Here is a 20,812-nt window from a genome sequence, read left to right as displayed (position 1 = left end):
TAAACGCGACACGGCGGTGCCTGCCCCGTGCAGCCATCGCGATATACACCACAACAAGAAAGGACCACCCTATGAAAGCTGTCGTCATGCGTGACAAGCAATTACTGACGGGTACCGTCCAGGCGCCCACTCCAGCTGCCGGCGAAGTGCTGGTTAAAACCCTGGCGTGTGGCATCTGCGGGTCGGACCTGCATATGTTCCACCACTGCGAACACGTACTGGCCAACTTCAAGCGTGGCGGCATTCCGGTCGACTTCGACGCCCAGCAGGACGTAGTTTTCGGCCATGAGTTCTGCGCCGAAATTCTCGACCACGGGCCCGGCAGCGACAAGCGACTCAAGGTCGGCACCCGTGTCTGCTCGATGCCGTTTATCTTCGCTCCCAGCGGCTTCGAACACGTTGGTTTCTCCAACCGCTACCCCGGTGGTTATGGCGAGCAAATGGTGCTGTCCGAAGCCCTGCTGATTCCGGTCCCCGGTGATTTGCCCGCGCCTATCGCGGCATTGACCGAACCGATGGCCGTCGCCGTGCATGCCGTCAATCGTGCGCAACTGGCCGGTGACGAAGTGCCCATCGTGATCGGCTGCGGCCCCATTGGCCTGGCCTTGATCGCCGTGCTCAAAGCGCGCGGGATCGGCCCAGTAGTCGCCTCCGACTACTCCCCCAAACGCCGCGCACTGGCAGAAAAAATGGGCGCCGACCTGGTGGTCAACCCAGCCGAGAACTCCCCTTACCAATCCTGGGTAGAGGTAGCCGCACCCGCCAACTACGACATCAAGGGGCCGGCCGCCATGTTTAGTCTCGGTCCGCAGCCAAAGCCTTGCGTGGTTTTCGAGTGCGTAGGTATTCCGGGCCTGATCCAGCAGGTGCTGCAGCACGCCCCACCGCGCAGCCGTCTGGTCGTGGTGGGCGTGTGCATGGAGTCGGACAGGATCGAGCCGCTGATCGGCATCGCCAAGGAAATGAATGTGAGCTTTGCCTACGGCTACAACGGCGATGAATTCGCCCAGACCTTGCTCGACCTGGCCGACGGCAAACTCAATGGCGAGCCGCTGATTACCAGCACCGTGCAACTTGACGGGGTGACCGACGCATTCGCTGCGCTGAGCGACCCGCAGGAGCAAGCCAAGGTGATGATCACCTTCACCTGACCTGGCACTGCCTGCGCTCAAACTGCACGCCTGGCAGATCGACTCTCCGGGCACTCACGCAACAGCATGGGAAAAACCATGAAATCCAGATTTCTCCACTACGCCCTGGCCTCGCTGATGGCTACGGCATCGGTGATTGGCCTGAGCGCTCCCGCCTCTGCCGCCACCAAGAAACCCAACATCCTGGTGATCTGGGGCGACGACATCGGCTGGCAGAACGTCAGCGCCTACGGCATGGGCACGATGGGCTACACCACGCCAAACATCGACAGCATCGGCATGCAGGGTATCCGCTTCACCGACCATTACGGACAGCCTTCCTGTACCGCCGGCCGTGCCGCGTTCATCACCGGGCAATACCCGATTCGCTCCGGCATGACCACGGTCGGCCAACCGGGCGACAAGCTGGGTTTGCAGGCGGCTTCCCCGAGCCTGGCTGCAGTGCTGAAAAAGGCAGGCTATGCCACCGGGCAATTCGGCAAGAACCACCTCGGCGACCGCAACGAACACCTGCCCACCGCCCACGGGTTCGACGAATTCTTTGGCAACCTCTATCACCTCAACACCCAGGAAGAGTCGGAGCAGCGCGATTACCAGAACTTCGCCAAGTCCTACGCCGGCAGCCTCGAGGCCTATCAAAAGAAATTCGGCACTCGTGGCGTATTGCACTCCTTCGCCACCGACAAGGACGATGCGACAGAGGACCCGCGCTTCGGCCGTGTCGGCAAGCAGACCATCGAGGACACCGGCCCGCTTACCCAAGAACGCATGAAGATGTTCGACGAGGAGGAAGTCTTGCCGAAGGCCATGGACTTCATGAAACGCTCCCAAGATGGCGACAAGCCGTTCTTCGTCTGGCTGAACACCTCACGCATGCACCTCTACACGCGGCTTGCCGCCAAGTGGCGCTACGCGGCGGAGAAGTACACCTCGGAAGGCGACATGCACGGCTCGGGCATGCTGCAGCATGATCACGATATCGGTCTGCTCCTCGACTTCCTCAAGGCCAATGGCCTCGATGAAAACACCATCGTCTGGTACTCCACGGACAACGGCCCGGAACACTCCTCCTGGCCGCACGGAGGGACGACGCCATTTCGTAGCGAAAAGATGTCCACTTATGAAGGTGGCGTAAGGGTGATTTCCATGCTGCGTTGGCCCGGTGCTGTCAAACCCGGCCAGGTGCTCAATGGCATTCAAACGCACATGGACATGTTCACCAGCTTTGCCGCCGCAGCCGGAGTGCCTGACGTAGCCGCCGACATGAAGCAGGAGAAGAAGCAGTACATCGACGGCCTCAACAACGTGCCGTACTGGGAAGGTGAGGCCCCTGAATCGGCCCGCAACAGCCTCTTCTACTACTACGAAAGCAAGCTGACTGCCGTGCGTGTGGGGCCGTGGAAGTTCCACCTTTCCACCAAGGAGGACTACTACGCCAACGTCGTCCCCCGCACGGTACCGCTCCTCTTCAACCTGCGCATGGACCCATTCGAAAGCTATGACAGCAAAGACTCTTATGGGCATCTGCTGCAGAAGGTGTCGTGGCTGATACAGCCCGTGGGTGAGCTGATCGGCGGGCACTTGAAGACACTCGCCGAATACCCTCCCGTTCAGAGCGGAAAGAGCTTCGACATGTCGAACCTCGTGCAGGACTTCCTCAGTCGCGCCAAGCAGTAACCTCACACCTGGCGACGGCCACTCGCAACGAGTGGCAAACAGAGCAGCCCGCCCACGCTAATGCGTGGCGGGCTGTCCTGTTGCGGCCTGACCCCGCTGTCACAGATCGATAGACGCCCTCACGCACTCAGCAACCCGCCAGACCAGGCAGATCGTCCAACTGCACTGCCCGGGCCGGTTCGGGATGAACCGTGCGTCAGGCCGAGGCAATCCACTGCGCCGCGCGCTCGGCGATCATGATGGTCGGCGCGTTGGTGTTGCCGCCAACCAGGGTCGGCATGATGGAGGCATCGACCACGCGCAGCCCCTCGATGCCATGCACGCGCAACTGGCCGTCGACTACCGCCATCTCGTCGCTACCCATCTTGCAGGTGCCAATCGGGTGATAGATCGAGTCGGTGCGCTTGCGCAGCAGGTCGATCAACTGTTCGTCGCTGTGCAGGCCTTCGCTGTACATGTCCTTGAGGCTGAGCGGCTTCATCGGCGCCTGTTCGAGAATCTCGCGGGTCATGCGGTAACCCTTGAGCAGGGTTTGCACATCATCGTCGTGGCCGAGGAAGTTGGGGTCGATACGCGGTGGCGCTGCCGGGTCCGCCGACTGCAGGCCCACGCTGCCGATGCTCTTGGGCCGCAGCACGCAAACGTGACAGCTGTAGCCATGCCCCCAGTGCAGGGTTCGATTGTGGTTGTCGACCATGCCGATCACCGCATGCAGCTGAATATCCGGGCGCGCCAGGCTGGCATCGGTCTTCAGGAAGGCGCCGCCTTCGGCAAAGTTGCTCGCCAGTGGGCCGCGCTTGTGGCGCACATAATCCGCCAGCGCCTTGCCCATCTTCAGGCTGCCCCGGGCCGACACGCCCAGTAGCGAGGTGTCGCTGCTGCGGTAGCAGAGCACCACATCCGGGTGGTCCTGCAGGTTCTGCCCCACACCCGGCAACTCGTGCCGCACGGTAATGCCCTGGGCTTTCAGTTCAGCCTCGCTGCCGATGCCCGAGAGCATCAGCAGCTGGGGGCTGCCAAATGCGCCGGCACTGAGCAGCACTTCCCGGCGCGCCCGCAAGGCCTGGCTGCGGCCCTTGAACGTGACCTGTACGCCCGTAGCCCGCTTGCCTTGCAGCAGGATGCGCTCGACATGGGCGCCGGTCATCACGGTCAGGTTGCTGCGGTCGTTGCGAATCGGCTTGAGGAAGGCCGTAGCGGTGCTCCAGCGCCGGCCGTCGCGAATGGTCACATCGTAGGGGCCGACACCTTCCTGCTCGCCACCGTTGAAGTCGGGATTGAAGCGATGCCCGGCCAGCTGGGCGGCTTCGACAAAAGCCTGGGTCGCCGGGTGCGTCTCGAGCTTGCCGACATACAGCTCGCCCGTGCCGCCGTGGAACTGCCCTTCGCCGGCGTGGTGCATCTCGCTCTTGCGAAAGTACGGCAGCACATCGGCGAACGACCAGCCCGGGTTGCCCAGCGCCTGCCACTCGTCAAAGTCCGACTGGTGGCCACGGATGTAGACCATGCCATTGATTGAGCTACTACCCCCCAGGGTCTTGCCGCGCGGCTGGTAACCGAGGCGACCACCCAGGCCAGGCTGCGGTACGGTATTGAAGGCCCAGTTGACGTGACGGGTCGGCAGGATCGCGGCCACCCCGGCCGGGGCATGAATCAGCGGCGAGCGGTCTTCCGGACCGGACTCCAGCAGGCACACACGGTTTGCCGGGTTGGCGCTCAGGCGATTGGCCAGCACGCAGCCGGCAGAGCCGGCGCCGATGATGATGTAGTCGAATTCCATCGAAGAGATTCTCGGTTGCCCAGCAAGGAAAGGTGCGTAGCGCGCAATCAAGCCGTAATGAACGCCACACCGGGGACTGGAATTCTTCGCTGGCGTGGTGCAAATTTATTGATCTATACCGACTTATTTTTGATCAATAACGACTATGACCGCCCTGATCCGCACCACGTCGCTGAACGGTTTCCGCGAGCTGACCGAACAGCTCGGCGGCAATCCCGACGCCCTTCTGCAGCGCTTTGGCATCGAACCCGCCCTGCTCCTGGAAGAAGACGCACGCGTGCCGCTGCGCGCCCTGGTCGGGCTGCTGGAGTGTGCGGCGCAGGAGCTGAATTGCCCGGACTTCGGCCTGCGCATGGCCGACTACCAGGACCTGCACGTCCTCGGCCCGGTGGCGCTGATCGCCCAGAGCTCGGCCACGGTCGGCCAGGCACTCAGTGAAATCGTGCGTTTCATCGGTTATCACAGCCCGGGACTGCACCTCGACCTGGACAACAGCGAAGCCCATGCACCGCGCCTGGTGATTGGCATCCGCCTGCCCGGCCTGCTCCAGCAGCGGCAGATGATCGAGCTGGCAATGGGCGTGGGGCACAACACCATGAAGCTGCTGTGCGGGGTCGACTTCACCGCCCAGGCGGTGCTGCTCAGCGGCATCTCGCCGTTACCGCCGGCGCGCTACAAGCGCTTCTTCAAGGCCGCGGCCTACACCGCGCAGGCCTGCAATGCGCTGGTGCTCAAGGCCGAGCAACTGAGTCAGCCGATCGAGCAGCAGGACCCGCACATGCACAACACCCTGCTGCAGTACCTCAGCCAGTTCAGCGCCCAGGGGCCGGACGATCTGGTGCAGCAGGTCGAGCGCCTGATCCTGCGCATGTTGCCCACCCAGCGTTGCCGCCTGCCGCTGATCGCCGAGCAGCTCGGCCTGCACCAGCGCGTACTGCAGCGACGCCTGGCCGACCAGGGGCGACGTTTCGAGGAGATGCTCGAGGCGATTCGCCGTGACCGCGCCGAGCAGTACCTGGCCGAGCGCGCCATGCCGATGTCACAGGTTGCGGGATTGCTCGGCTACAGCGAACAGAGCGTGTTCAACCGCACCTGCCAGCGCTGGTACGGGATGACCCCGCGCGCGCGCCGGCGGCAGTTGCTGGGCACCCAGGACGCGTGAGCGGCACTGCCGGCACAGCCAGCCCCACTCATAACGCGGGTTGCATCCACCCTACCCCGTTCAACCCAGGCCCAGCTCCTTGGCCCGGGCCACGGCTTGGGTGCGGCGCTCGACGCCCAGTTTGAAGTTGATGCGCTGGGCGTGGGTTTTCACCGTGTGCAGGGAGATGAACAGGCTCTCGGCGATCTGCTGGTTGGAGTAGCCCTGAGCAATCAGCTTGAGTACATCCAGCTCGCGGCGGCTGAGCAACGCGGCGGGAGCGCCTTCATTGCTGCTGGCCTCGCCCGCCCAGCGCATCAGCGCGGGACTGCGCTGGGCGAAGGCACGCTCAACGCTGGCCAGGCCCATCTGCCGCGACAGGGCCAGGGCATCGAGCAAGGCCTGCTTGGCCTGCGCCGGTTTGTTCCAGGCGTACAGGGCTTCGGCCAGAGCGAAACCGACCTCGCAGGCCAGCGGCCGACGCCCTTCGCTCAGGACCTTGGCGTGCAGTTGCGCCAGCCCGGCGACCGCCTCCTCCACCGCACCATTGGCCAGGCGCGCTTGCAGCAGCAACAGGTTGAGGCGCAGGTGCAGATCCGGTGCGCCGAAAGGCGAGAAGTTCAGCGCATACGGCGGTAACGCCAGCAAGGCCTTCTCGGCCTGCACGGCGCGCCCCTGGCTCAGCCACAGGCGTGCCTTAGCACGCAGCAGCAGGCCCTGGTAGAGCGCCTCGCTGATGTGGTCGTACTGCATGAATCGCTCAGCATCGGTGATACGCATGAAGGCGCTGGTCGGGTCACCCTGCAGGGCATCCAGCTCGGCCAGTCCCAGGTAGGCCCAGAAAGCCGCCGGATCGTCGCAGGCCAGGGCCTCCTGCAGGCCCGAGTGGAAGCCCGCCTCCGCCTCCTGGTAGCGACCCTGTTGCAACAGCAGGGCCGCGCGGCGCAATTGCACACGGCCACGCATCGGGCTGGCCTCGGCGCCCCAGGCGCTGGTCAGTTCGCTGTACAGGCGCTTGAGCAGGGTTTCCGCGCGCAACAGTTCGCCACGGATTTCCAGCAGCTTGACGTGGCCCATCACCATTACGCTTTCCAAGGCCAGGCTGGCATGCTCGCGGGCCTGCTTGGTAACGATGCGGTTGAGTTCCTGGGCATCGTCGAGGCGGCCTTCGGTCATCGCCTGATCGACCTGCATGCCGCAACAGAACAGGCGCTGGCTCCAGGACCGCTCGGGCAACTCAGCCACCGCCTCGGCCAGCAGGTAGCGGGCCTGTTCGGCATCGCCGCGATGGAATGCCAGGTTGGCGGTCAGCGCTGTCCACTGGGCGATCAGGCCCCGCTGGCGGGCCGCCGTGGGTTGCGGCAGAAAACGCGCCAGCTCGTCGGTGTAGTACTGCGCTTCATCGAGCCGGCCGCTGAGCATCAGCGCCCAGGCGTTGAGCATCAGCAGGCGTGGTGTACTGGTGAGCAGCTCCGCCGGCAGCTCGCGACGCCATAGCAACAGTTGCGCGAGGCTACGCCCCTGCAGCAGGGAATCTTCGGTGTAGCGCTGCATCAGGCTGGCCGCCACGTCGCTCTGCTCGGCCTTGACCGCACACTCCAGTGCCAGGCGCACGTTGTCCTGGCTCAGGTACCACTGGCAGGCCTTGCGAAACACGGACTTGGCCATCGATGGGGGCAACTGGGCAGCCAGCGGTTGCGCCAGCGCCGACTGCACGCGCGACAACTGACCGTCGTCGGCAGGCTCGATAAACAAACCGCAGAGCGTGAGTTGCTCCAGCAGGCTCGCGCCTTCGCCCACGCCGAGCAGTTGCTCGCACAGCGCCGCATCGAATTGTGGCAACTGGGCCAGGGTATAGAGCGCCTGCTGCCAGTCATCGGGCAGCTCGTCGAGCACTTCGCGGCGCAGGTAGTCCAGCAGGCGCGGGTCAGCCCGATCGAATGCCACCGGGAGCTGGTCCGGCACGAGGTGCAGCAGGTGCAAGCGGATGCCGGCGAACCAGCCCTGGGAATCGCTGCGCAGTTCGTGGATCGCCTGCCACGACCACTCCAGCTGGTTGCGCTGCAGCAACTCGAACAGCTCGCTCTCGGTGCAGGCCAGTTCGGTACTGCCCAGCTCGAACAGCTCGCCATCCAGCAGCAGACGCGACAACTGCAGCGCGGGGCGACGGCGGGTGGCAATCCACCAGTGCACCCGGCGCGGGGAAGACAGGATCAGGTCATTGAGCAGCGTATCCAGCGCGCTGTCCGGAAAGCGCGGGTAGTCGTCGAGCAGCAGCCACAGCGTCCCCGGCACATCATCCAGGTGCTGCTGGATGCTGGTCAGATCGGCCGCAGCGCCCAAGGCACTGGCCAGCCGTTGCAGGAAGCTGTCGACCGTCAGCGATTTGCCGCGCAGGGCCAGATAGACCCGCTGGGTGTCTGGCGGACACTGCAGCGCGCACTCGGTGAGCACGACGCTCTTGCCGCTGCCCGCCGGGGCACAGAGCAGGCGCAGGCGACAATCGGCCTGCAACAGGGCATCACGCAGGCGCGGCCGGGGCAGATGGCCAGGAGGCAGTCGGGGCAGATCAGCAGCACGTGGAGAGGTAGACGCAGGGGGAACCATGGACAAACTCGATGTGTGACGCAGCAGGCCTTCATCCTTGCAGAGCTTAGTGTTGCTAGGCAAACCCGCCGGATAAAAAAAGGCGACCCGAAGGCCGCCTCAAATACCACGGAGTAGTAATCGAATCGATGGATCAGCGCACGCCAGCCTGACGCAGGGCCGCCGGGGTGTACTGCGAAGCGGTGGCCTTGAAGCCGAACTCCCAGCTGCGCTTCTCTTCGTTTTTCAGACCAACGACCGAGTAGCGGCCGGCGATCACGTCATACAGCGCTTCGGCGGTGTAGCCCGGAACCTGCTTGTGGTAGTAGTTCTGGATGTGGCCTTCGCCTACACGCCACAGGGCGCCACGACCGTCGTAATGGTCGGCCAGGGCTACTTCCCAGGTGTCTTCGTCGAAGTACATGTGACGGGTGGCGTAGATGTGGCGCTCGCCCGCTTTCAGCGTGGCAACCACTTCCCAGACGCGGTGCAGCTCGTAGCGGGTCAGGTCCTGGTTGATGTGGCCAGCCTTGAGGATGTCGCCGTACTTCAGGCTCGGCGAGTCCAGCTTGTAGCTGTTGTACGGGATGTACATTTCCTTCTTGCCCACCAGCTTCCAGTCATAGCGATCCGGTGCACCGTTGAACATGTCGTAGTTGTCCGAGGTGGCCAGACCGTCGGCGGCGGTAGCCGGGCCGTCGTAGGCAACCTGTGGAGCACGGCGTACGCGACGCTGGCCGGCGTTGTAGAGCCAGGCCATGCGCGGTTCCTTGACCTGGTCGATGGTCTCGTGGACCAGCAGGACGTTACCAGCCAGGCGCGACGGGGCCGTCACGCGCTGGATGAAATAGAACAGGATGTTGGCCGCCTTGGCCTTGTCCTGGTCCGCCAGGTTGCCCGGGTAGGACACCTCGTCCTCGAAGTTCACCACGCTGAAGTCGCCACCGACCTGCGGTTGCACGCGGGTCATCAGGCGCTTGATGTTACCGCCGCGGTAACGGGTGGTGTGGTTCCACACCACCTCGACGCCGCTCTTGGGGATCGGGAAGGCGTAGTAGCGGCTGTCGGAGAAACCAGACAGGCCGTTGCCGCCGTCCAGGCCTTCGGTGTTCAGCGCACTGGTCTTGGCCGCGGCGTAGATTTCATCCGGCAGCGCTGCGGTACGGTGGGTCGGGTATACCGGGATCTTGTAGGTATCCGGGTAGCGCTTGAACATCGCCAGCTGACCTTCGGACAGCTTGTCCTTGTACTGCTCGGCGTTGCTCGCGGTGATGGTGAACAGCGGCTTCTCGCTGGCGAACGGGTCGGCCAGGAAGCCTTTGCCGTCCACGGCGCCGGCGGTGGTCGGCAGGCCGCCGGTCCACTCCGGGATGCTGCCGTCGGCATTGCCGGCTTTTTCCGCGCCGATCGGGGTCAGGGTGGTGCCCAGCTTGGCGGCTTCTTCCGGGCTGACCTTGGCCATGACGCTGGTGGCCAGCAGACTCAGCGCCAGGGCGCCGGTCTGCATCAGGGTTTTGCTAGCGATCATCTAGGTATCCTCGTTCTTATTCTGTGCTTAGAAGTTCATGCCAACGCTGAGGGCAAGGAAGTCGCGGTCGGTCTGGGTGTTGTAATCGCCGTCGAAGAAGTTGGTATAGCTCAAGCTCGCGGTGTAGGTGTTCAGGTACTCGGCATCCACGCCGATACTGGCTGCCTTGGAGCCTTCGTTAAACACCGGGCCGTAGCCGTCGACATCGTGGGAGAAGGCGACGTTGGGCTTCAGGTTGACCCCGGCGAACACGTCGTTGTAGTCCCAGATGGCGCGGGCGCGGTAGCCCCAGGACGTGTTGGTGTAGAAGCCGTGGGTGCCGTACTCGTCGCGCGAGGCATTGTTGGCAGCAGTGCTGCCGTGCGGCGAGCCGTAGATCGAGTCGCGGCCGTAGGCCACTTCGTCACGGCTTTCCAGACCACCGATGGAGGTCACGCCAAACTCGCCCACCAGGGTCAGACGCTCGGCGCCCATGACCTGATCGAGGAAGTGGGTGAAGGTGGTCTGCGCCTGGGTCACTTCCTTGCGGAGGTAGCCGTGGCTGATGGCATTGGCTTGCCCCAGGGCGCCAGCGAAACCGCCAGTGGCCAGGCCGCCGGCTACGGTGGTGGCGAGTTTGGCGGTCATGTCGGTGCCGTTGATGCTCAGCGGCATGTTCGGACGGTAGCTGATTTCACCGCTCCAGGCCGTGCCGGTGGGCAGGGTGGTGGAGAAGCTCAGGCCGTACAGACGGATATCTTCCGGGTATTCCAGGAAGTAACTGCCGCGCCCCAGCAGGATCGGCTGTGCCAGTGCACCACCGGCCAGGGTGAAGGCAGTGGTGATGTCCGCCGCACTGGCGTTCTGGAAGCTCACGTTGGGCGTACGGCTGTGGTAGTTCATGAAGTAGGCACCGTATTCGGTGCTGTCGCCCAGCCAACGCAGAGCGGTACCCCACTGGCCATCGTCCCGCGCATCACGGTCGCCGCCACGCTGTACCAACAGGCCTTCTTCCTCGATCTGCACGCCCAGGGCCGACGCGAGGCCCTGGTAAGGCATCAGATTGGCAACGGTGGCCGCATCGAGAATATTGAAGTTGTCATCGCAACCGTCGGCGGCTACGTCGGCGCTGGAGAAGAAGGTGCCGCAGTTGTCCAGTACGGTCTGGTCCCATTCCAGCTGGTAGAAGGCTTCTGCCGAGAGCTGGTCGGTGATGGACTGCGACATGTAGAACATGTTGACCGGAATCAGGCCTTCCTTGATCTCCGCGCCTGGGCGGCGGAACGCGGAGACGTCGACCGGGTTGATCGAGTTGATGCTGTTACCGATGAAGGTACTCTCACCCCAGCTCACGACCTGCTTGCCGATACGCGCGCTACCCGGCATCTCGGCGATGTTGTAGTTGTGGTAGAGGAAGGCGTCGAGGATCTGCGCGCCGGAGGCCTGCGAGCCTTCCTTGCGGTTGTGGTCGTCGATGTCCTTGAACTCGCGGCTCTCGTCCTTCAGTTCGAAGTCGTACCAGTACTTGCCACGGACGAAGATGCCGGTGTCGCCGTACTTCAGTTCGAGGTCGTGGATGCCTTTGAAGATCTTCGAGAAGGTCTTGTCCTTCTTGAAGTTCAGGTGGCCGTCATCACCGGTCTGGGTGAAGCCGGTGCCGCCGTTGGCGGAACCAATCAGGTCCTTGTCCGGCGAGGCGGTGGACCAGCTCGAACCAATCGACAGCGACGAATCCAGCTGCCCTTCGATCTCCCCGATATTGAAATTGACAGCCTGCGCTTGCGAGACACAGCCCAGTGCGATGGCGGCAGCCAAGGCATGGCGTTGGAAGCGGGCATTTCTTGTTTTTGTTGTCATGCAACTTGTCCCCTGATGGGTTTTGATCGGCGACCAAAGCTAATCAATCCCCCCAGGCGGGGTAACGGACAAAGTAGTGATATTGAAAGTCATCACTAAGAGTGAGTTTTTTTGCCCTCTGGCGATTCTCCCGGCACCCTCTGCAGCCGGCGCCCGCAACGGATGACACGCACCCGGCAAACGCCCTGCGGCAATCGCCGGAGCCGCCAGACAGCGCTGCAGAGCGCTGTGGGCAGGGCAAATCACTACTAGTCAGTATTGGTCGCGGGGAGCTGAAAACCTAAGGTGCCGGGCAGTTGCAATTCGCTTAGCCACAACCTGAAGGTGACTCATGCTTTCTTCCCGTACACGCCGCTCCGTTGCCCTGACGGCCGCCCTGTCATTGCTGGCCCTCTCGGTGCACGCCCAGCCGGCCGCTTCCAAGCCCGCCACCGCCACCACCCGCGCCGCCAATGCGGCGGTGCTTGAGGCACTGCCATTCGCCGACAAACAGGACTTCGAAGACGCCCAGCGCGGCCTGATCGCCCAGCCCAAAGAGCTGACCATCCGCGATGCCAACGGCAAGGTGGTGTGGGACCTGGAGTCCTATAAGCAGTACATCGGTCTCGACCAGGCCGCGCCGGACACGGTCAACCCGAGCCTGTGGCGCATCGCCCAGCTGAACATGCAGCACGGCCTGTTCAAGGTCACCGAGCGGATCTACCAGGTACGCGGCTACGACATTTCCAACATCACCTTCATCGAAGGCGACAGCGGCTGGATCGTCATCGACCCGCTGCTCTCGGTGGAAACCGCCAAGGCCGCCTTCGCCCTGGTCACCGAGCACCTGGGCAAGAAGCCGGTGGTCGCGGTGATCTACAGCCACTCCCATGCCGACCACTTCGGCGGCGTGCGCGGCATCATCGACGAGGCCGACGTCAAGGCCGGCAAGGTCCGGGTAATCAGCCCGCCGGAATTCAGTGAGCACGCCATCAGCGAGAACGTCATCGCCGGTAACGCCATGTCCCGCCGTGCCGTGTACATGTACGGCGCCATGCTGCCGCGCTCGGCCCAGGGCGGCGTCTCCTCCGGGCTGGGGCAGACCATTTCCGCCGGCCAGGTGAGCATGATCGAGCCCACCGAAGTGGTCAGCAAGACCGGCCGCGAACTGACCGTCGATGGCGTGAAGATGGTGTTCCAGCTGACCCCGGGCTCGGAAGCACCCACCGAGATGAACACCTACTTCCCGCAGTTCAAGGCACTGTGGATGGCCGAAAACGTCACCCGCCACATGCACAACATCTACACCCTGCGTGGCGCCGAAGTACGGGATGCGCTGCAGTGGTCCAAGTTCATCCAGCAAAGCCAGGAGCTGTATGGCGACAAGGTCGACGTCGAGTTCCAGAGCCACCACTGGCCGACCTGGGGCCAGGCGCGCATCGCCAACCTCCTCAGTAAGCAACGTGACATGTACAAGTACATCCACGACCAAACCGTGCGCCTGATGAACGAAGGCCTCAACGGCGAGGAAATTGCCGAGACCATCAAGCTGCCACCGGAGCTGGACCAGGCCTGGTTCAACCGCGGCTACTACGGCACCCTCAAGCACAACGCCAAGGCCGTGTACCAGCGCTACATGGGCTGGTACGACGCCAACCCGGCCAACCTGGACAAACTGCCGCCAGAAGCGGCCGCCAAGAAATACGTGGAATACATGGGCGGGAGCGCCTCGCTGCTGAGCAAGGCGCGCGCCGACTTCGCCAAGGGTGAATACCGCTGGGTGGCCGAAGCCCTCAAACATGCGGTGTTCGCCGAACCGGGCAACGTCGAGGCGAAGAACCTGCTGGCCGACACCTATGAGCAGCTGGGCTACCAGGCCGAGTCCGGCCCGTGGCGCTCGGTGTACCTGCAAGGTGCCTTCGAGTTGCGCAACGGCCTGCCGCAAGGTCCCGGGATGAAAACCGCCAGCGCCGACATGATCCGCGCCATGCAGCCGGAAACCCTGTTCGACTACCTCGCCGTCCGCCTCAACGGCCCCAAGGCTGCTGGCAAGAAGATCAGCATCAACCTGGATCTGACTGACCTGCACAAGCAGTACGTGCTGAGCCTGGAGAACGGCGTGCTCAACTATGCCAACAGCATGAGCCCGCAGGCCGACGCCACCCTGACCCTGAAGATGAGCAGCCTGATTGCCATGCAGATGGGCCAGGGCAGCCTGAAGGACAAGATCGCCTCCGGCGAGATCAAGCTCGACGGCCGCCAGGAAGCCGTACCCGAGCTGCTGGGGCTGATGGACAACTTCAACTTCTGGTTCAACATCGTCACGCCATAACGGCAGACGCTACGACGCCCATCCCCTCGGGATGGGCGTGATTCTCCCCCGCCGGACCTTCAGCTCGGCAGATCAAATACCTGCGCCAGATGGGCCTGATAACGGGTGACATCCGCCTCGATCGCCGGCCGCTTCATCACATCCACACACAAGAACGTCGGCAGCCCGCTCATGCCGAGGAACTGGTTGGCCTTGTGGAATGGCAGGTAGACCGCATCCACACCCGCCCCGCCAAAGAAGTCCGTCGGATCGTCGAAGGCCTGCTGCGGTGCGTTCCAGGTCAGCGACAGCATGTACTGCTTGCCCTGCAGCAAACCGCCGCTGCCGTATTTTTGCGACGCGTCGGAACGGGTACGGCCATCGTTGGCGTACAGCGATCCATGCCCGGCGGTGAACACTTCGTCGACGTACTTCTTCACGGTCCAGGGCGCGCCCATCCACCAACCCGGCATCTGATAGATGATCACATCGGCCCAGAGGAACTTGGCCACCTCTTCATCGATGTCGTAACCGGCATCGATCTGGGTGGTCTTGAACTCAACCCCGGCACGATCAAGGAGGCTGGCGGCCGCGTCATGCAGGGTCGCGTTGTAGCGACCATCGGAGTGGGCGAACTGTTTACCACCGTTGAGCAGCAGGACTTTCTTCATGGCTAGGGCCTCGGCAAGGTTTCGATGGCCGGCAGACTACCGGCCACGCCCCTGCGGAAAAACCCTGCGCCAGGCAAAGCATACTTGCGGATAAGTCACGAATAGATCATCAACTATTGCGATAAGGTTTACCCACTTCCTACCAGCCAGTGGATAAACCCCATGAGCGAGTTACACGGCTTCATCCTGCACGCCCACGTCAAAGCGGAAAAAGCCGACGAGTTCGCCGCGCTGTTCGGCGCCTACGTCGAACCCAGCCGCGCCGAGGCCGGCTGCATCGAATACCACATGCTGCGCGACCGCGAAGACCCGAACCTGTTCGTGTTCTTCGAGGTGTGGCAGTCGCGCGAACACCTGGACATCCACTCCGCCCTGCCGCACATGCGCCGCTTCCATGCACAGCGCATGGACTACCTGACCCGCGACTTCGAGATCCGCCCGATCGAGATGCTCAGCCAGTCTTCGGCGCAGCGCGACTGAAGGCAGGCCTATTCGTAGGCCACCTCCCCGTCGTCCTCGCGAATGCGGGGACCCAGAAAGGTTGCAGGCAGCGCGTAGAGACGGGAGACGCGGAGTTGCCGGCTACTGGATCCCCGCATTCGCGAGGATGACGGGCTGGGAATATTCAGTGTCGATCTATCAAGGATGAAGCGGCCTGTCTGTGCGCCTTGGTGGATAAGCGCAGCGTTATCCACCCTACCCGGCTCCCAACCCCCGTCGTTCCCGCGCAGGCGGGAACCCAGTGGCCGGCAACCCGGCGCTTTCCTGTATCTGCCCACGGCCTCAAGCCTTTCTGGTTGATCCCCCTTCGGGCCAGCGCAAGCGCTGTTCAGTGATGGAGCCGCTGTCCCGCCTTCGCGGGGATGACGGGGGTTTATCAGGCCGGCACGGTGCGGGTCAGCTGTTCCAGCAGTTCCAGGTCGGTGTTCATCCCCGAGGTCTCGCGGATGCGTGCGAGGATCTCGCGCTTGAGGCTGAGAAATTCCGCCGAGAGCTTCATGTCCTGGTTGCGTTCGGCCGGCAGCGGTACGTCGTAGATGGTGTCGATGCGTCCTGGGCGCGGCGCCATCAGCACCACGCGGCCGCCGAGGTAGATCGCCTCTTCCACGTCGTGGGTGACGAACAAAATCGTGCTCTTCTCCAGCCGGTGCACATGGCGGATCAGGTCGTGCATCACCTCGCGGGTCTGCGCATCGAGGGCGCCGAAGGGTTCATCCATCAGCAGGATTTCCGGTTTTGGCATCAGTGCGCGGGCAATCGCCACGCGTTGCTGCATGCCGCCGGAGAGCTGGTTGGGGTAGGCCTTGGCGAAGGCCGACAGGCCCATCAGGGTCAGCAGGGCATCGGCGCGGCCGCTGGCGACTTCGACGTCGGCATCGCTGCGCACGGTGTCGGACACCACCTTGAGCTGGCGGCAGAACTTGATGTTCTCCATCACCCGCAGCCAGGGGTACAGGCTGTAGTGCTGGAAGACCATGGCGCGGTCGATGCCGGGGCCGTTGACCGCGCGGCCGTCGACGAGGATTTCGCCGACGCTGTGCTGTTCCAGGCCGCCGACCGAGCGCAGCAGGGTCGACTTGCCGCAGCCGGAGGCGCCGACGAAGGTGATGAATTCGTTGGCCTGGATGTCCAGGCTGACGTCCTGCAGGGCCTGCACGCTGCGGCCCTGGCTGTTGAACACTTTGCCAACGTGGCGGATCTGGATCTTGCTGTCAGTCATGGCGCTTACCTCTTCATCCAGGGAAAGGCCACGCGGCCGAGCCAGCGGAACGCCTGGTCGGTGAGCAAGCCGATGACGCCGATCAGCATGATGCCGGCGAATATCTTGTCGGTGTGCATGTAGCGCTGGGCCTTGAGGATGGCGTAGCCGAGGCCCGAGTTGGCGGCCACCAGTTCGGCCACCACCAGGTAGGTCCAGGCCCAGCCGCAGGTGATGCGCAAGGTGTCTAGCAGCGCCGGGCGGGACGATGGCAGGATCACCAGTTTGACGATCTCGCTGCGCGAGGCGCCCATGGTCTGCGCCGCCTCGATCTGCGCCATGGGCACGCGGCGCACGTCCTCGGCGACCATCAGCACCATCTGGAAGAAGGTGCCGATGAAGATGATGAGGATCTTCGAGCCTTCGTCGATGCCGACCCAGAGCATGATCAGCGGAATGAAGACCACCGCCGGCATGTAGCGGATGAAGTCGGTGAGCGGTTCGAGAAACGCCTGCACCGGCCGGTAGGTGCCGATGTACAGGCCGATCGGCAGGGCGATCAGCGCCGAGGCGGCGAAGCCGGCCATGACTCGGTAGACGCTGATGCCGATGTCGGCGAGCAGGCCTTCTTCCGTCCACCAGCGGCCGACCCGCGCCAGCACCGCGTCCGGGCCGGGCATGAACATCGGGTTGCTCAGGCCCAGCGCGGCGCAGGCCCACCAGACCAGCAGCGGCAGCAGCAGGCCGGCGCCAGCCAGGCCCCAGATGGCGCCGCGCGGCAGTTCGCCACGGATCACCCACCAGCTGGGGCGGGCAGGACGCACCGCTGTACGCGGCGATGGAACGGGTTGATAGGCAGTCATGACCTGCTCTCCTGATACCGGGGTAAGCGGCTGTTCTGGGTCGGGGCGAATAGAGGGTTCAGTCGGCATCGGCCAATCTCCTGCGCAGCCCGACATCGCGGGCGTGGGCCTGGTCGTACATGGCGCGGTAGTAGGGCATCAGTTGCTGGGCATGGGCCTCGGTGTCGGCATGCTGGCTCTGCAGTAGCTGCCCCAGCTCGCGGATCTCGCGGCGGATGGCCTTCACATCCAGCCCCGGAAAGTCGCCGTCGGCATACACCACCCGGCCATTGACCAGGGTGTAGCGCACCGAGCTGCCGTCCTCGCAATAGATCAGTTGGCGCACCAGGTCGTTGAGCGGGGTGAAGGCCCAGGTGTCCATGTCGAGCAGGATCACATCGGCGCAGGCGCCGACCTTGAGCTGGCCGAGCTGGCCGTCCATGCGCAGCGAGCAGGCGCCGCCGCGGGTCATGCTTTGCAGGATCTCACCGGCCTGTGGCCACTGGTTGAAATCCGCGGTGTGCAGGTTATGGATCAGCGCCGCCGTCTTGCCGGCGAACCACAGGTTGGCGGTGTCGTCGGAACACAGCTCGTCGGTGCCCAGGGCGATGGTCACCCCGGCCTCGCGCAGCTTGCGAAACGGCATCACCCCGCTGCCCAGGCGCAGGTTGCACACCGGGTTGTGCGCCACCACGCAGCCGGAGGCGGCCAGCAGGGCGATGTCCTGATCGTCGACCCAGATGCTGTGGATGATCTGGCAACGCTCATCCAGCACGCCGCGCTGCTGCAGCAACTGCACCAGCGACTGGCCGTACTTCTCCTCGCCCAGCACGCGCTGCAGCTTGGTTTCCAGCACATGAATATTGAACGGCAGGTCCAGCCGCCGGCTCAGCTCGCCAAGCGCCTGCAGGTATTCGGGCGTGACCCGCTGCGGCGCCGAGCAGGACACCGCAGCCGCCAGGCGCCCATCCTCGGCACCGTGCCAGCGGCTGATCAGGTGGTCGTACATGGCCAGCAACTGCGCATCGGTCTGCCGTGGCGCGGCGCGCATCTGCTCACGCAGGGGCTCGGGCAGCAGGTCATGCAGGAAGGGGTATTTGTCGTACTCGACGACGTTCGGCTGGTCGATCGCCACCGTGGCGCGAATGCCGGCATCGCGATAGGCCTGCATCAACGTATCCAGGCTCTGCTCGGTCACCAGCGGCACGTGGTAGGCGTCGTCGTGCACGGCGGTAATGCCGCGCTGCAGCATTTCCAGGGCAGCCAGCAGGGTACGCAGATACGCCATGCGTTCGGCCCCACCCTCTGCGGCCAGCGGCGGTACTTCATAGAGCATGAAGACTTCCAGCGGCAGGCTATCGAGCTGGCCCTTGAGGAAGTTGCCGGGGGAATGGAAGTGCGCGTTGATCAGCCCCGGCATCGCCAGCAGGCCCTTGCCTTCGATCACCTGCGCACCGGCCGGTACCTGGGCATCCAGCACCGGGCCGATAGCGGCGATACGCCCATCGAGGATCAGCAGATCAGCCTCGTCATAACGGCGGTCATCGTCATCCAGGCATAACAGCCGGGCCTGGCGGATATGGATTGCACGTGCTGCAGGCATTGGGGCTCTCTCGGCTAAGCGTTGCGCAGTAGCGGAGTCATCGCAAAACCCAGGCCAATCCTTGTCTACCCGTCTTCGATTCAGCGCCAGCCCCTGCGCCACCGGCATTTCACTGGAAAAACTGGCCAGGAATATCGTTAACAATCATCAAAATAAATTGTTAACGATTGCACCAAGATGGTTAGCAATGCTCCGCTTTGGATCGCAACGCACAGCGCGTCGGCGCCAGCCAAAGAACCCAACAAGAACCCTAACAACATGATTTAAATAAACATTTAATCGATAGACGAAAGTTGGCCCGCTCCCTGCTCTAGCCCTGACATGAACCATCAGGCCGAGTGCCCCGCATGCGAATCCAGCTGATCAACCCCAACACCACCCGCGCCTTCACCGAACGCCTGCAACACAGCGCCCAATTGATCGCCGCCGCCGGCACCGAGGTGTTCGCCACCCAGCCTCGGCTCGGCACCCCCTCGGTGGAAAGCCATGTCGATGAAGCCTGGGCCAGCCTCGGCGTGATCGCCCAGGTGCAGGACGGCGAAGCCAACGGCGTGGATGCCTATGTGGTGGCCTGCTTCGGTGATACCGGCGTGGCCGCCGCCCGCGAAGTCGCCCGCGGGCCGGTGATCGGCATGACTGAAGCGGCGCTGTTCAGCGCCTGCCTGCTGGGCGCCAGCTTCAGCATCATCACCCTGCCGCCGCGCACCCTTATCCACGCCCGCCGCGTACTCAATGAATGTGGCCTGCAGCACCGCTGCGCCGGCCTGCGCGCCATCGATGTACAGGTCGACGACTGCCAGGAAGAAGACAACGCGGCGCTCTACCAGGCGCTGCTCGACGAGGCCCATGCGGCCCTGGCGCACGACCGCTGCGAGGTGCTGATCCTCGGCTGCGCCGGGCTCAGCGAGATGGTCGAACCGCTGCAGCAGGCCCTCGGCATTCCGGTCATCGATGGTGTCTGCGCCGCGCTGAAGATGGCCGAAGGCCTGGTCGCCATGGGCCTGAAAACCAGCAAGCACAGCAGCTTCGATTTTCCACCGCGCGACCTGCGCGCCCAGTGGCCCGGCCTGTAAGTGGCCGTTCCCCTCTCATTACCGGAGCCGTCCATGCTCAGCAGCCACAACCGCTACCCCTACACCCCGATCACCGCGGCCAACCCGCGCTGCTGGCCGAACGGCGCACGCCTGGCGGTTTACTTCGTGATGGGCGTCGAGGAATACAACTTCGGCCCCGGCCTGACCGAGAACCTGATGAGCGGCATGGCCTACCCGGACTACGCCAACACCTCCTGGCGCGACTACGGCAACCGCGTCGGCGCGCTGCGCCTGCAACAGCGTTTTGCCGAGCATGAGGTGCCGCTGTCGGTGCTGCTCAACACCGCGGTCTATGACCATGCACCGGGCCTGGTGGAACAGCTCAGCGCGGCCGGCTGCGAGCTGATCGGCCATGGCCTGAGCAATTCCGACTCGCTGGCCGGGCGTGCCCGCGAGGATGAACGCCAATACCTCGCCAGCGTCAGCCAGCGCATCCAGCAGGCCACCGGCAAAGCACCGCTGGGCTGGTCCAGCCCCTGGCTGAGCCAGACCGAAAACACCGTCGACCTGCTGGCCGAAACTGGCTACGGCTATGTGCTGGACCTGGGCATGGACGACCGCCCGGTGTGGCTCAACAGCAGCCACGGGCGCTTCCTGCACATCCCCTACGCACTGGAGCTGAACGACAGCTCGACCATCATCGGCCGCCAGGCCAGCGCCAGCGACTTTCGCCAGATGATCACCGACCAGTTCGACGAGCTGCTCAACGCCGCGAGCGACCAGCCGCTGGTGATGTCGGTGGTGATTCACTCCTTCATCAGCGGCCAGCCATTCCGCCTGCGTCAGTTGACCCAGGCGCTGCAGCACATCTGCGCGCAGCGCGAGCAGATCTGGCTGACCACCCCCGACCAGATCTACCACAGCGTGCAGGCCGACCCCGGCCTGGCCGTCTAACCCGGAACCGAGCGAGCAGA

Annotated in this window: 15 protein-coding genes; 7 read left to right on the top strand and 8 right to left on the bottom strand. The window is 63.9% G+C overall.

Annotated elements, in window-relative coordinates:
• Positions 1-71 precede the first annotated feature (71 nt).
• Together H3H51_RS06775 and H3H51_RS06770 are read left to right on the top strand one after the other, a co-directional pair.
• Positions 72-1,151, top strand: a complete 1,080-nt coding sequence (locus H3H51_RS06775) for a zinc-binding dehydrogenase (protein WP_183088290.1) — start codon at positions 72-74, stop codon at positions 1,149-1,151.
• A 78-nt stretch (positions 1,152-1,229) separates the two neighbouring features.
• Positions 1,230-2,828: an arylsulfatase gene (locus H3H51_RS06770; RefSeq protein WP_183088289.1), complete on the top strand. Its 1,599-nt coding sequence runs from the start codon at positions 1,230-1,232 to the stop codon at positions 2,826-2,828.
• Between the two features lie 196 nt (positions 2,829-3,024).
• Here H3H51_RS06770 and H3H51_RS06765 read toward each other — a convergent pair whose 3' ends face one another.
• Positions 3,025-4,608: a GMC family oxidoreductase gene (locus tag H3H51_RS06765; RefSeq protein WP_183088288.1), complete on the bottom strand. Its 1,584-nt coding sequence runs from the start codon at positions 4,606-4,608 to the stop codon at positions 3,025-3,027.
• Between the two features lie 145 nt (positions 4,609-4,753).
• Between H3H51_RS06765 and H3H51_RS06760 the strand changes: the two genes are divergently transcribed.
• Entirely contained in the window at positions 4,754-5,770 is a 1,017-nt protein-coding gene (locus tag H3H51_RS06760; RefSeq protein ID WP_183088287.1) for an AraC family transcriptional regulator, read from the top strand.
• A gap of 60 nt (positions 5,771-5,830) precedes the next feature.
• Here H3H51_RS06760 and H3H51_RS06755 read toward each other — a convergent pair whose 3' ends face one another.
• The 3 genes from H3H51_RS06755 to H3H51_RS06745 all read right to left on the bottom strand — a co-directional run bounded on the left by H3H51_RS06755 (position 5,831) and on the right by H3H51_RS06745 (position 11,699).
• Positions 5,831-8,356 (bottom strand): LuxR C-terminal-related transcriptional regulator, encoded by a 2,526-nt coding sequence (locus H3H51_RS06755; protein WP_183088286.1) that lies wholly within the window; start codon positions 8,354-8,356, stop codon positions 5,831-5,833.
• Positions 8,357-8,489: 133 nt separating this feature from the next.
• Positions 8,490-9,863, bottom strand: coding sequence for a DUF1329 domain-containing protein (locus H3H51_RS06750; protein ID WP_183088285.1), 1,374 nt, complete (start codon positions 9,861-9,863; stop codon positions 8,490-8,492).
• Positions 9,864-9,890: 27 nt separating this feature from the next.
• On the bottom strand, positions 9,891-11,699 hold the full coding sequence (locus H3H51_RS06745) for a DUF1302 domain-containing protein (RefSeq protein WP_183088284.1): 1,809 nt from the start codon (positions 11,697-11,699) through the stop codon (positions 9,891-9,893).
• Between the two features lie 331 nt (positions 11,700-12,030).
• Between H3H51_RS06745 and H3H51_RS06740 the strand changes: the two genes are divergently transcribed.
• On the top strand, positions 12,031-14,010 hold the full coding sequence (locus tag H3H51_RS06740) for an alkyl/aryl-sulfatase (protein ID WP_183088283.1): 1,980 nt from the start codon (positions 12,031-12,033) through the stop codon (positions 14,008-14,010).
• Positions 14,011-14,069: 59 nt separating this feature from the next.
• On the opposite strand, the gene H3H51_RS06735 is transcribed toward H3H51_RS06740, so the two are convergent.
• Positions 14,070-14,660 (bottom strand): NAD(P)H-dependent oxidoreductase, encoded by a 591-nt coding sequence (locus tag H3H51_RS06735; RefSeq protein ID WP_183088282.1) that lies wholly within the window; start codon positions 14,658-14,660, stop codon positions 14,070-14,072.
• 162 nt (positions 14,661-14,822) lie between these two features.
• On the opposite strand from H3H51_RS06735, the gene H3H51_RS06730 reads away from it, so the two are divergent.
• Entirely contained in the window at positions 14,823-15,140 is a 318-nt protein-coding gene (locus H3H51_RS06730; RefSeq protein WP_183088281.1) for a putative quinol monooxygenase, read from the top strand.
• 397 nt (positions 15,141-15,537) lie between these two features.
• Here H3H51_RS06730 and H3H51_RS06725 read toward each other — a convergent pair whose 3' ends face one another.
• The 3 genes from H3H51_RS06725 to H3H51_RS06715 are packed head-to-tail and all read right to left on the bottom strand — an operon-like array spanning position 15,538 to position 18,804.
• Positions 15,538-16,380, bottom strand: a complete 843-nt coding sequence (locus H3H51_RS06725; RefSeq protein ID WP_183088280.1) for an ABC transporter ATP-binding protein — start codon at positions 16,378-16,380, stop codon at positions 15,538-15,540.
• Positions 16,381-16,385: 5 nt separating this feature from the next.
• Complete coding sequence (locus H3H51_RS06720; protein ID WP_183088279.1) at positions 16,386-17,222, bottom strand: ABC transporter permease; 837 nt, start codon at positions 17,220-17,222, stop codon at positions 16,386-16,388.
• A gap of 58 nt (positions 17,223-17,280) precedes the next feature.
• Entirely contained in the window at positions 17,281-18,804 is a 1,524-nt protein-coding gene (locus tag H3H51_RS06715) for an amidohydrolase family protein (RefSeq protein ID WP_183088278.1), read from the bottom strand.
• Positions 18,805-19,151: 347 nt separating this feature from the next.
• Here H3H51_RS06715 and H3H51_RS06710 point away from each other — a divergent pair, with 347 nt between their 5' ends.
• Both H3H51_RS06710 and H3H51_RS06705 read left to right on the top strand, forming a co-directional pair.
• Complete coding sequence (locus tag H3H51_RS06710; RefSeq protein ID WP_183088277.1) at positions 19,152-19,877, top strand: aspartate/glutamate racemase family protein; 726 nt, start codon at positions 19,152-19,154, stop codon at positions 19,875-19,877.
• Positions 19,878-19,910: 33 nt separating this feature from the next.
• Positions 19,911-20,792: a polysaccharide deacetylase family protein gene (locus tag H3H51_RS06705; protein ID WP_183088276.1), complete on the top strand. Its 882-nt coding sequence runs from the start codon at positions 19,911-19,913 to the stop codon at positions 20,790-20,792.
• Positions 20,793-20,812 lie beyond the last annotated feature (20 nt).

This window comes from Aquipseudomonas ullengensis (genome assembly GCF_014174475.1).
Taxonomy (GTDB): Bacteria; Pseudomonadota; Gammaproteobacteria; order Pseudomonadales; family Pseudomonadaceae; genus Aquipseudomonas; species Aquipseudomonas ullengensis.
The sequence above is the reverse complement of the archived record's forward strand: the minus strand, read 5'-3'. Positions and strand labels throughout refer to the sequence as shown.